This window comes from Micromonospora sp. 4G55 (genome assembly GCF_016803375.1).
In genome coordinates, this window is sequence record NZ_JAEVHN010000143.1 from 1 (window position 1) to 11,896 (window position 11,896).

Annotated in this window: 13 protein-coding genes; 6 read left to right on the plus strand and 7 right to left on the minus strand. The window is 68.6% G+C overall.

What is annotated here, in order from left to right; all coding sequences use genetic code 11:
- Positions 1-360 precede the first annotated feature (360 nt).
- Positions 361-825, minus strand: a complete 465-nt coding sequence (locus tag JNW89_RS14420; RefSeq protein ID WP_238449327.1) for a methyltransferase domain-containing protein — start codon at positions 823-825, stop codon at positions 361-363.
- Between the two features lie 80 nt (positions 826-905).
- On the opposite strand from JNW89_RS14420, the gene JNW89_RS14425 reads away from it, so the two are divergent.
- Positions 906-1,771 (plus strand): IS5 family transposase gene (locus JNW89_RS14425; RefSeq protein WP_309139986.1). Its coding sequence is split into 2 segments (ribosomal slippage): positions 906-1,236 and positions 1,236-1,771, totalling 867 coding nucleotides; the frame shifts between segments, so codons are not numbered across the junction.
- Between the two features lie 16 nt (positions 1,772-1,787).
- Here JNW89_RS14425 and JNW89_RS14430 read toward each other — a convergent pair.
- Together JNW89_RS14430 and JNW89_RS14435 are read right to left on the minus strand one after the other, a co-directional pair.
- Positions 1,788-2,300 (minus strand): DinB family protein, encoded by a 513-nt coding sequence (locus tag JNW89_RS14430; protein WP_238449328.1) that lies wholly within the window; start codon positions 2,298-2,300, stop codon positions 1,788-1,790.
- Between the two features lie 278 nt (positions 2,301-2,578).
- Positions 2,579-3,178, minus strand: a complete 600-nt coding sequence (locus JNW89_RS14435; RefSeq protein ID WP_238449329.1) for a hypothetical protein — start codon at positions 3,176-3,178, stop codon at positions 2,579-2,581.
- A 624-nt stretch (positions 3,179-3,802) separates the two neighbouring features.
- Here JNW89_RS14435 and JNW89_RS14440 point away from each other — a divergent pair.
- Both JNW89_RS14440 and JNW89_RS14445 read left to right on the plus strand, forming a co-directional pair.
- Positions 3,803-5,008, plus strand: coding sequence for a cytochrome P450 (locus JNW89_RS14440; RefSeq protein ID WP_238449330.1), 1,206 nt, complete (start codon positions 3,803-3,805; stop codon positions 5,006-5,008).
- 2 nt (positions 5,009-5,010) lie between these two features.
- A complete protein-coding gene (locus JNW89_RS14445; protein WP_238449331.1) occupies positions 5,011-5,961 on the plus strand; it encodes an alpha/beta fold hydrolase in 951 nt (316 codons plus the stop codon).
- A gap of 102 nt (positions 5,962-6,063) precedes the next feature.
- Here the strand turns inward: JNW89_RS14445 and JNW89_RS14450 are convergent, their stop codons facing one another.
- The gene (locus JNW89_RS14450) at positions 6,064-6,465 is read right to left on the minus strand and encodes a hypothetical protein (RefSeq protein WP_238449332.1); all 402 of its coding nucleotides are present in this window, start codon (positions 6,463-6,465) and stop codon (positions 6,064-6,066) included.
- Between the two features lie 257 nt (positions 6,466-6,722).
- On the minus strand, positions 6,723-7,709 hold the full coding sequence (locus tag JNW89_RS14455; protein WP_238449333.1) for a serine hydrolase: 987 nt from the start codon (positions 7,707-7,709) through the stop codon (positions 6,723-6,725).
- 426 nt (positions 7,710-8,135) lie between these two features.
- Between JNW89_RS14455 and JNW89_RS14460 the strand changes: the two genes are divergently transcribed.
- Complete coding sequence (locus JNW89_RS14460) at positions 8,136-8,909, plus strand: phosphotransferase (protein ID WP_238449334.1); 774 nt, start codon at positions 8,136-8,138, stop codon at positions 8,907-8,909.
- 94 nt (positions 8,910-9,003) lie between these two features.
- Here JNW89_RS14460 and JNW89_RS14465 read toward each other — a convergent pair whose 3' ends face one another.
- The gene (locus JNW89_RS14465; RefSeq protein WP_238449335.1) at positions 9,004-9,756 is read right to left on the minus strand and encodes an alpha/beta fold hydrolase; all 753 of its coding nucleotides are present in this window, start codon (positions 9,754-9,756) and stop codon (positions 9,004-9,006) included.
- An 80-nt stretch (positions 9,757-9,836) separates the two neighbouring features.
- On the opposite strand from JNW89_RS14465, the gene JNW89_RS14470 reads away from it, so the two are divergent.
- Positions 9,837-10,346 carry a PadR family transcriptional regulator gene (locus JNW89_RS14470; RefSeq protein WP_255540814.1) on the plus strand — a complete coding sequence of 170 codons (510 nt, stop codon included), beginning with the start codon at positions 9,837-9,839 and terminating at the stop codon, positions 10,344-10,346.
- Between the two features lie 367 nt (positions 10,347-10,713).
- A complete protein-coding gene (locus JNW89_RS14475) occupies positions 10,714-10,938 on the plus strand; it encodes a hypothetical protein (RefSeq protein ID WP_238449337.1) in 225 nt (74 codons plus the stop codon).
- 440 nt (positions 10,939-11,378) lie between these two features.
- On the opposite strand, the gene JNW89_RS14480 is transcribed toward JNW89_RS14475, so the two are convergent.
- Positions 11,379-11,531: an ANTAR domain-containing protein gene (locus JNW89_RS14480; protein ID WP_238449338.1), complete on the minus strand. Its 153-nt coding sequence runs from the start codon at positions 11,529-11,531 to the stop codon at positions 11,379-11,381.
- Between the last annotated feature and the right edge of the window lie 365 nt (positions 11,532-11,896).

The window sequence follows — 11,896 nt, forward strand, 5'->3', positions numbered from 1 at the left end:
TAGCCGAACTGGGCGATCGGCGAGGTCTTTGTGCTGGTCGCGTACTAGATCCCGGACCAGCTCCGCKSTCGATCTCGACGTGGGTCACGCGGAGCAACAGTAGTCCCGCAGCGCCGCCTGTTCACCCGGCAGCGGATCGCCGTCAACTACTGCTCACACTGGTTCGTATCGCGCTTCGTCTGGTCCGCCGCCCGCTCACTGCCGCGATCCGCGTGTTATGCAGCGTCACGCCGAGCTGGCCCGGTTGCCGTTCGGTCGTGCCGATGGCAGTGTGTGTCGGGGTTGCCGTGGACGCATACCCGTCCAAGGCGTCGATGTAGCGCTGGTCAGCTGGGGCAGTGAGACACGACCGGTGCGTCGCTACATCGACCGCCGGGCCCCTTCGTTCGGCTCAAGCCGCGGGATGGGTAGCTCCCGAAGCGGATCGCCGCCGTCGATGAAGAGTCGGGCGTCTGCCTTGGTCGCCCCGGCGATACGCTGCAGCACCTGCTGACCAGCCTCGGGGTGGCGCCCGTCGAGGGCGCCAACGCGGACGGCGAACACGATCTCGTACGGCTCTTCCTGGGTCTGCAGGACGAAGTCTTCGGCCGCGACGCGGCGGACACTCATGCGGCCGGACCTGATTTCGTCCACTGCGGCTGCCTCTGCCTGGGCGATCGCGGTGGCAGACCGGTCGATGGCCAAGATGTGGCCGGTGGTGAGTCGGGCTGCGACCGCTCGTGCGGCCGCCCCGGGCCCGCATCCGATTTCGAGGACGCGGGAGTGCGGCTGAAGGGGAAGCGCGTTCACGATCGCGGCGAGGCGGGGCGACAGAGATCCCGGCACGGCCAGAAGGATAAGCGACGACTCGCCTAGGGCGTGTCCTGCCGATCTTGTAGTGGTTGATCGTTGACGATGTGCCGGTGGTGCGTCGTGGTGAACTGACCGATGAGGCGTGGGCGGTGATCGCGCCGCTGCTTCCCGAGCCGGGCGGTGCGCGGGGGCGGTGGCGGGATCACCGGCAGGTCATCAACGGGATCCTGTGGAAGCTGCGCACGGGTGCGCCGTGGCGTGACCTGCCAGAACGGTATGGGCCGTGGAAGACCTGCCACGAACGGCTGCGCCGCTGGACGGTGGACGGGACGTGGGATCGGATCCTCGCGGCGGCGCAGGTGCATGACGACGGCATACCGGTGCAGTGGACGATCAGCATCGACTCGTCGGTCGTGCGGGCGCATCAGCATGCCGCTGGCGCCCGAAAAAAGGGGGCTCCCCGGCAAGTCCGGCGACGCCTGGTGCGCAAGATGGTGAAGCCATCGGCCGATCGAGGGGCGGGTTGAGCACGAAGATCCACCTGGCTGTTGACGGACGTGGCCGGCCGTTATCGATCCTGCTCACCCCAGGCCAGGCCGGCGACAACCCCCAACTCTTGGCGCTGCTGGACGCGATCCGAGTCAACGAGCCGGGGCCTGGCCGGCCCCGTAAACGCCCCGAGGTGCTGATCGCTGATAAGGGCTACGCCCACGACTCCACCCGCCGCGCTTTGCGGCAGCGCGGGATCCGGCACGTCATCCCCGAGCGGTCCGACCAGGTCGCCCGCCGGGCCGCCAAAGGCAGCGCCGGCGGGCGGCCACCGGCCTTCGACCGGGCGGTCTACAAGAAGCGCAACGTGGTGGAACGTTGCTTCAACCGCCTCAAGCAGTGGCGCGACCTGGCCACCCGCTACGCCAAACGCGCATCCCTCTACCGGGCCAGCCTCGTCCTCATCGCCACCGTTATCTGGCTTCGATGATCGACGGGGATGCAGCTTAGTCCCCGGTCATGCCGTCGATCTGCTCCCGGAGGATGTCGGCGTGGCCGCAGTGCCGCGCCAACTCACGAATCATGTGCACGTAGATGTAGCGCAGTGACACCCTGCCCAGGCGGGGATGAGGAACAGTGTCGTCGAGGGCGAAGCCGGCCGCGATCTTCCTCGATCGATCACATGCCGTGGCGTACTCCGCGATGACGTCTGCGACCGTCTCGTCCGAGCCGACCTGCCAACTGGCGTCGTCACCGAACGAGTTGCCAGTGATCTGTTCACGCGGCTGCTGTTCCAGACAGTGCTGGAACCAGTTCCGCTCGACAGCGGCGACGTGTTTGACGAGACCGATGAGCGTGGTGAGCGAGGGCACCAGGCTCCGGCGGGCGTCATCCTCCGACAGCCCCCGGAGCTTGGCGATGATGACATCGCGGTACGCGTCGATGAAGGCTTCCAGAACCTCTCGCTCCGGAGCCGTGCTCGCGAGTTCCTCGCTGTCGAGCGGCCGGGCAGTCGTCACATCGACACCCTAACCCTCTGAGGTTCCGTCTCGCCCCACCAAGATCGGCAGGACACCGCCCTAGGCGTGCTCGGCAGTAAGCATAGTGATTGCGCGTCTACTCCCTCGCAGCCTTCTCTGCTGCCTCGCGCGGTGTTCGAGGCGTCCGCATCTAGCCGCGGACCGCGCGTCACGGAGCGCGGCCGGGATGATTTTCCCTGGCCGCAACCCAAGCCCTCATCCTGATCTGCCGCGAGACGCGCCGGGGTAAAGGCCGTAGGCTTGGCACGGCGCCGGCCTCAGGTGTCCAGGTCGGTGAGTGACGGGTCGTATCGCCGCAGCCGGATGCCGAGCACGTCGTAATGCGAGTACGTGTGGATGTCGTCGGTCGTCTCCAGCAGCAGCGCCCGGTCACCACGTCGCCACACCGCCCGGTAGCTGTCGTACGCTCCGTTCACCACGCTCTCCGGCGCACCGAGACGGGTGGTGATGAGCGCGGCGAGGCGATCCCGTTCGGCATGGAACTCGGCCCGCCTTGCGTCCGGCCGCCGAACCCACAGCGGGGGCAGGTCCTCGTCGTACTCGTCCTCGTCGTCGGGGTCGTCCGGCTCCTCCGCCCCGAACGCCGGCCAGTACAGCGCGCACGGCAGGTGCACCCACACGTCCGGATCCGGCGGTGCCGCCCCGAGCTCGACCAGCCACCCCGACGGTTCGCCCTCGCGGTCGACGGCGAACTGGGGTGCTCCCGGGCCGCCCTCCCAACCGACGTCCTCGCCGGGCCGGGCGAGACCCCACTGCACGAACATCGCCTCGACCGTCGCCCGCTCCCAGGGCACGTCGGCCAGCGTGATCATGCGGTCCACCCACACCTCGTCGACCGGGAGCAGCTTGAGCGACATGACCGCAGACCGTATACGGCAACGCCGGGCCCGTGGATGAGCGCGTGCCCTGGCTCGTCGGCGAGAAATCTGGGTTCCGCTCAGCGAGCCGACGCATCCACAACGACTGCTGCGACGACTCGTTCACCGAGCTCTGCGCTGGCGTCGTCGGGCTCAGCCGTGACTGCGGAGCGCCGAGCCACCGGATTCGCTGAGCAGCCCGCGACGAGCCAATCTTCTCGACCGAGGACCTACGACGCACTGTTCTGCCGCCCCGTGCGCCACGTTGAGTGACGGGGCGAGGCGGCGCTCGCGCGCGGTCCTGCCGAATTGAGTGCGTTGCTCAGGACAGTGCCGTCCTGCTGCTAGCCGGGAGAGATCCGGTACAGGACGTGCCGGCGGAGCCTATGGTCCAGCGGTACGTTGGGCGGCCGAAGTCGTCGGCTAGGTGTTCTGTCCCGGGTTGTTGATCCCTGCCGCTCCACACGCACGTGTCGGTTCTGTCGAGGCCGACGGGGCACGCGACATGACGACGGTGACACATCGTGGGACGTTGATTACAAGGGGTGTCGCGCATGGGGGCCGTGCGGCTACCGTGGCCACGGCATCGATTCATGCACCTAGATCATTCCGTCAGGAGTGACGATGACGACGATCCCCGCCGTGGACCTTCCGTTCCTCGACATCACCACGCCGGACTTTCGGTTCGACTCTCCTGCGGTCGCTGCGGCACGTGAGGCCAACTGGTGTGCCATGACGCCGATGGGACTCATCGTGCTGCGCCACGCCGAGATGCACCAACTGCTCCGCGACCCGCGGCTGGCGCAGAGCGGCGAGCGCTACCTGGAGCTGATGGGCATTTCCGACGGACCGCTGTACGACTGGTTCGTGCCGATGATCCTGCACCAGCGCGGCGCCGACCATCTGCGCCTGCGGCGACTGGTCAGCAAGGCGCTCTCGCCACGGATGATCGAGGGCCTGCGGCCGTTCATGCGTGACACCGCGACGAGTCTGACCGCGGCGATCGCCGAGCGGGGCGAGTGCGAGTTCATGGCAGATTTCGCCGACCCGATGCCGGTGCGGGTGATGTGCGCGCTGCTCGGTGTCCCACGGACCGATTACGAATTGTTCCGCCGCTGGTCGACCGATGTCGGACTGGTCTACAGCTTCACCCTGCCGCAGCTGCGTACGCGGGTCGAGGAGGCCGTCGTGGGGCTGCGTGCGTACGTCGACTCACTGATCGAGCAGCGCCGCGCCGAGCCGCGGGACGACCTCCTGTCGGCGCTCATCGCCGCCGAGGAAAGCGGGGACCGGCTCAGCGCTGAAGAACTGCGCAACCTCGCCCTGACCCTCGTGTTCGCCGCGCACGACACCACCCGTAACCAGCTCGGTCAGGCGCTGGCGACGTTCAGCGAGTACCCCGACCAGTGGCGGCTGCTCGCGAAGCGCCCGGAGCTCGCGCCACAGGCCGTGGAGGAGGTCATGCGATGGGCGCCGGCGGTACCGACGATCTTCCGGTTCCCCGTCGAGGACCTCGACGTGCACGGTGTCCACGTCCCAGCGGGCACCTTCCTGCTGCTCGGCACGCACGCCGCCAGCCGGGACCCGCGCGCCGTCGACGACGGTGACCGTTTCGACATCACGATCCACCGGCAGGTGCCGCACCTGACCTTCGGCGGTGGACCGCACTACTGCATCGGCGCCCCGACCGCCCGCGTCGAGATGGCCGAGTCGCTGATCGCGCTCAGCAGTCAACTGGCGCCGCCGTCGATAGCCGGCCCCGTCACCTGGCGTCCGCCCACCGCCATCCATGGACCCGAGAGCCTGCCGCTCCGGTTCGGGCGGCGTTGAGCATGCACCGGGCCTGGATCGTCGGCGGCACGGCCGTCGCGCTGCTCGGTGCCGCGACCATCGGGGCGGCACGGGCGGCGGTCGCCAGGATCGAACGCAACCCGGACCCCTTGCCGTATGACCGGCTTGCTCGGGAGCCGCAGGGCGAGGAGGTGCTCGTCCCGCGTCCGGACGGAACGGTGCTGCGCGCGATCGTGACCGGGGACGGCCCGCCGGTGGTGCTCGCCCACGGATATGGGGCCTCGCTGCTGGAGTGGAACGTGGTGTGGGACACCCTGGTCGCCCGCGGTCACCGCGTCATCGCCTTCGACCAGCGCGGCCACGAGCGCTCGACACTCGGTTCCGCCGGTACCGGCTCGAAACCCATGGCGGCGGACTACGCCGCCATTCTGGAGCACTTCGACGTGCGTGACGGCGTGCTGGTCGGCCACTCCATGGGCGGATTCATCGCGATCCGTGCCGTGCTCGACCACCCCGAGCTGGCCCGGCGCCTACGCGGCCTGGTGCTGTTCGCTACCTGGGCGGGCCGCATCCTCGACCAGGCACCGCAGAATCGGCTGCAGATTCCGCTGCTGGAAACCGGTCTTCTGCAGCGACTCGCGCGCACTCGTGCCGGTGGTGTGCTGTTCGGAGCCGCGCAGTGCGGCACCCGGCCGTCGCCGGTCATGATCTCCGTGTTCCGGGACGTCTTCGTCCGTCAGCGCCACCAGCCGCTCATCCCGATCGTGCGGGCCTTCAGCCGAGAGGACCGTTACCCCCGGCTGAGCGAGATCACCGTACCGACCGTCGTCGTGGTGGGCTCGGCGGACCGCTCGACGCCCCCGAGCCACTCACACCGGCTCGCCGCCGGCGTGCCCGGAGCGCGGCTGGTGACCGTGCCCGATGCCGGACACCTGCTCAACTGGGAGGCGCCCGATGTCCTCGTCGAGGTCGTCGCGTCACTCCAACAGTAAGCAGCCACGCGGCCGACCGGACCCGTGATCCTAGTGTTGAAGGACTACCGGCGCGGGTCCTGTCCTATCTGGTCAGCCCGCGGCTCCGGCGAGGTGCGGACCTTACGATTGCTCTGGCGGCCGTACGTGCGGAGCCACGCGTGCTCCTGCAGCGAGGTAGTCGCGCCAGGAGCGGTAGATCAGGCCGGGTAACACCTCAACCGACCCTGCTGCGACAAGGCAGGTAAGAAGATCACCTTCGGCCGGTGCGTCGACGTCGAAGGCAACGATCACTGGTGGTTCTTCACCGACGTGCCGACGCACGAGTGCGCGCTCGTCGAGGGTGGGTTCCCGGAACCGAGGATCCCGGAACTGGGTCGGGCAGGCCAGGTATGCGACGTCTGTGAAGACCACCTCGAGATCGTGGTGGTAGGTCAGGTCGTGTCCGGCGGCCAACCGAAGCTGGGAGCCGTCGAAGTGCAGTACGTCCCAATCCCACCAAGATCCCTCAGGCAGATCGATCACACCGCCGATCCTTCCATCGGTGATCAATCAACGAATCGAGCCGCCGTGCGGATCTGCCGCGATCCACGCGCTACGCAGCGTCATGCCGAGCTGGCCCGGACGCCGTCCGGACGTGCCGATGACCGGATGTCGGGTCGGGTGCCGTGACACGGATGCACCTCCGGCGAATGCAGCAACTGTCCCAACCACATGTGTCAGGTCGCGTCTGGCCCAGATGCCTGCCATGCCGACGCGGCTGACTGGAGGACCCGGCGCCGTCAGGCCATCGCGGGGAGGATGATCCGCTCCAGCACCCCGAGCGGGGTCCGCCACTGGTCGGGGTCGTCGTAGTTGCCGGCGGTAATGGCCACGGTGAGGTCCAGGTCGGGCAGGACGAACAGGCGCTGCCCGCCGTTGCCCATGCCGACTACCAGCCGACGGCCCTCAATGGATTCGATGTACCACTGATAGCCATACTGCGCGCCCCAGCTGGTCTGCAGGCGTGGCTGCAGCATCGTGCGGATCCAGTCCTCGGGGACGATCTGCTGACCGCCCCAGGCTCCCTCGGCCAGCATCAGCTCGCCGAGCCTGGCCAGGTCGCGGGGCGCGAGTCGCAGCCCGGACGCGGCGGAGGCTACTCCGTCCGCGCCGGTCATCCATTCGAAGTTGTCGATTCCCAGCGGCGCGAACAGGACGGCCTGCCCGTACTGCGGCAGCGACTGCCCGGTGCCATCGGCGATCAGTCGGCCGAGCAGGGCCGTGGCACCGCCGCAGTAGGTCCATCGGACACCGGGCGGCTCGATGACCGGCCGCTCCAGAATGTACCGGTACCGGTCCGGCGCCAACTCCATCGCGATTTCGGCGTTGGCCGGGCTGTTGTACGGGAGATCTTCGCGCCATTCCACGCCCAACGACATCGTCAGCGCGTGCTCGACGGTGAGCCGGGCACGCTGGGGGTCGGCCGCCAAGTCGGGGTACTGCGGGAAGCCCCGCAGGAGCGGCTCCGCCGGCGGCGGGACCAGCCCTTCGCCGTGCGCGATGCCGTACAACAGCACGGTCACGCTCTTGGTGACTGACCGGATGTCGTGCAGCGTCTCGGGCCCGAACTCAACGACGCCCAGCGAGTCGCCCCAGGCGAAGTCTTCGCCCGTTCCGTAGTACTCCAGCAAGGTTTGGCCACCGCGAACTGCCGCAACGGCGTGCAGACCGCTGACCTGGCCAGCTTGGAGTGTCTCGCTGAGGCGGGCACGCAACTGCGTCGTCATGGGGCACTCCGAAAGGGCGATGTCGGCCAGCGGAACTGCACGCTCGTTATACCGGAGTTTTCGCTTTGGAGCGGCCCGAGCGGGAGGGCCCAGCCCGGCCCGCCGCAGCTGCCCGCCGCGGCCATGATTCGGTCGCGAGAGACGGCCACCTCTTGGCTCAGCCTCGACGTCGACGTCCAGGACTGTGCCGGCCCGTTTGCGTACCACACCTCGATGAGGTCGCTGTCGACGTTGCGCGGGCGCGCCGAGCACGAGCAACACAACGGCCACGTCTAGCGCGAACTGCCGACGGGCATCCGCATCTGCCGCTGGTCGGGAATTGGCAGCTCAGCGAGTGGGCATGTCCGACTCTGCCGATGTGAGCGAGTCGGGCAGGCGACCGGGCAGCGGGACGCGGTCGACCGCGCAGTCGCACGCAATAAGCCGGTGACGTCGGTGGTCATCTCCGCGACACTGGCCGACGTGGAAGAGGTTGAGGTCGTCGTCGCCCACCACGAGCGCGCGACCCTGCGCGTCGGCGACGTGTTCCTGAAGATCGACGCTGATCAAAGTCGCACTGATGTCGAGGTCGAGGCGATGGCTATGGCGCCGATCCCTACTCCGGAGATCCTGTGGCGGAAGCCGCCCGTGCTCGCGCTCGCCGCCCTTCCCGGGAGGGCACTCGGCCGCCTCGGCGAGCCGTCGACCGCGTCTTCGGCGGCGTGGGCCGCGGCCGGTGCCGCCGCACGGATGCTGCACGACGCGCCGTTGCCGCCCTGGCCCGGTCGCCGCCTCGACGAGTTGGCGTCGCGCCTCGACGGTGAGTGCCACTGGCTCGTCACGAACGACGTCCTTCCCGCTGACCTGGTCACGTGCAACCGCCGGGTTGCCGAGGCTGCGCTTCGGCCGTGGACTCCGGTGTTCATGCACGGCGACCTGCAGATCGCCCATGTGTTCGTCGACGACGACGAGATCACCGGCGTTCTCGACTGGTCCGAGGCGGGCCAGGGCGATGCCCTGTACGACCTCGCCATCTTGACGCTCGGGCACGAGGAGCACCTCGGCGACGTCCTCGCCGGCTACGGCACCGACGTCGACCTCGACGTCATCCGCGCGTGGTGGTCATTGCGAAGCCTGCTGGCGATCCGCTGGCTGGTAGAACACGGCTTCGACCCGGCCGCGCCAGGCTGCGAAATCGACGTGCTGAAATCCCGGATGTGAGGCCGCACGAGCACGCCTGACACGAGTGCCGTGCGCGATCTGCGCGTGTTGCGGTGCCGTCCGATCATGCCGAATTGCGAATGGAAAGCTTGCGCTACGCCCGCAATGCCGCGGCTGTGGCCGCGACGAAGCCGTCTGGGTTGTCCAGCATGATGTTGTGGCCGGCGTCTGGTACGGCGACCACCCGCACGCCGGCGTCGGTCAGGGCGCGCGCACCGATCGGTTCGTTGTCGGCCGGGTGGAGGTATGTGCGCGGCACTGGCAGTTCGAGCAGCAGCTCACGCATGGTGGGGGTGGTGCCGCGGCCGAGGTGTGCCGCAGTGCGGTAAAGCGCCTCCGGACTAGTGAGTCGCATCGTCGCAGCCCAGGCCGTGCCGACTCGGGTGAGCGTGTCGGATCGGCCGTCGCCGTGTACGAACTGCTCCTCGGTGTAGCGGGCGTGGATGCCGACGCCCGGAGGCTGCGGGTCGAGGGTGGCGTCGACAAGGACCAGTGCGGAAACAAGGTGCGGATGGCGGGCGGCCAGGACGATGGCGACGGCGCCGCCCATGCTGTGTGCGATCACCTCTGCGGCGCTGACCCCGGCTGCTGTCAGTGCGGTGGCGAGCAGGTCGGCGTGCTCCTCCATTGTGTACGAGGCGTCGGCCGGCCGGTCGCTGATGCCGTGCCCGAGCAGATCCATCAGCAGGCTGCGCCGTCCGGCGAGGGCGGGGTTGGTGGCCACCGCCGCGTAGTACGCCGGCGAGGAGGCGCCGAGCCCGTGCAGGTAGACCCGAGTGGGTTCGGCGCCGGGGAGCTCCACCCAGCGGATCGTCGTGCCATCTGGTCGCACCTGGGCGCCACGCATCACGTACCTCCTAATCGGTACCTCGTTTTCGAGGTATCACGTCGCCGAGGTAAGCTAGCACGGTGTTGGACTTCGCGATAATGGGCTTCCTGGCAGACGCCCCGCTGCACGGGTACGAGCTGCGTAGACGCGTGGCTGCACTCACCGGCCACGTCCGGCCGATCGCGGACGGGACGCTGTACCCGACGATCAAACGCATGGAACGTGCGGGCTTGCTGCGTCGCGACGTGCAGGCTGGCCAGGTGGCGGCACCACGGCACGTGCTGATCCTGAGCCCGGCCGGACACGCGGAGTTGCTGCGTCAGCTCCGCACACCCGACGAGCTGTTCATCACCGACGAGAACCGCTGGTTCACGCTGCTGGCCTTCCTGCACCATCTCGACGACCCGGCAGCCCAAGGGGCCGTTCTGCACCGCCGGCTCAGTTTGCTCACCCAGCCGGCGAGCTTCTTCTGGGACGGCGACCGACCGCTGCGCGCCGACGACTTTCCCGACGACCCGTTCCGCCGAGGACTGTTCCGCATCGCCACCGCCACCAGCCGCACCGAGATCGCCTGGCTGCGGGAAATGCTGACATCACTCACGCGATGACCACCGGACCGACATCGGTAGGCCGACTGTCCGCAGCCCGTACCAACGCGCACATCTGGCGCTGACAAGGCGCGGTGACCGTGAGCGCTCCAGTAGGACCGACGGGTTGTGAAAGCAGGTCGGGAACCCTGGGGCTTGCTGTCACTGGCCCCCGGCAGCAAAGGCCCATTCGCCCAGTGCACGACACCATCCGGGTCCCGCGCGCCCAGACCATCATTGCTACAGCGGGCCGGTGCGAACCCTGGACCGGGGGAGCAGATTGGGAGCAACATGCTGCCCTGAACGGCCTTGAACTGCACCCAACGGCGTCGAACGGCCCTCAACTGCACCCACCCCTGCCTGCGGCTCCAAGTTTGCGCAGGTCAGAGTGGGTGCGCTCGGGCTCACTCGCCGGGTCAACGCGGCCGCACCCGACTCGCAGCCACACCGCGCGCTGTGGGACACAACCGCGACGGCGCTACTGCTGCCCGAGCTCGTCACCCGCCGGTGGCCCACCGCGCCCACGCTCGGAGAACTGTTCGCCGAAGCCGCTCTCCCCCTGAACGCCGAGAAGCAGCCCACCGCCGCGGAACCTCAGCCCGCCCTCTTCTGAACCCTGCGCCGCCGGCACCCGCCCCGCCGGGCAAATCGGTTCGCCGCTGTGGCAGGGGATCGCCACGCAAGGACGATTCCTGAGAGTTAGCGATGCCGCACCGGCGGTCGACCTGAGTCCTGGTCAACCGGGCAAGGTTTGAGTAGGCATTGCGCGCGCAGGTTCACCGCTTCTCGCGATGCCCCATTCGTAGGGCCGCCTCGGCGTCTTGGCGTCGAAGGATGACAGCCTCGTCGCGATAAGAAGCCGTGGCCGCGCCGGCGGGGTGAGGGCGTCGACCTTGTTGTCGCGGGCCCGGCGTGCGGCGTCGGCCCGCCACTGCTGCCGGACAGCCGGCAGGCTCTCCCGTGTACGGAGCCACGACGTGGCCGCCGCGCGGTGCGGTCGAAGCCGGCCAGTAGGAGTGTTCGAGCGTCGCTGGCCCTTGCGCTGGGAGTTGGTCAGCGGCACTCGCCCATGACGATGCCCTTGGCCTGTTCGATCACGGCCCGGCTGTCCATGGCCGGGCGTGGTGATCGTCGCCAGCCCCGATGCCCCGAGCCCAGGAACGCGGGCGGGAGCATGGCCGTCGCGGCGACGGCGACAAGAACCACGGCGATGGCGGGGAATGCGGGGGCCGTACCCGCCGGCGAGGGCCTCCTGAGTGCCGCGTCGTGGCCGGTGAGCGCGACCGACGCGGTCGGCCCGGGTTGGTCCTCGACCGTGCGGCGGTGTTCATCGGCCGGTAGGCGGTACCGGCATCGGGTTGTTGTCAGGCACGGCTCTCGCCGTGCTCGCTTGGCAGACCAGTCACCCTGATGACGGCCGGCCGGAAAAATCTAGGCTGGGTGGACTAGACATCTTCGGCGGTGTGGAATACTCTTCTTCGAGTCGAGAGGAAAGATCCGTCAAGACACAGACGGGCTGTCCGGCCGTGAGGTCACGACGGGCGGCGAGGGAAGGGAACGGCCTTCACCGT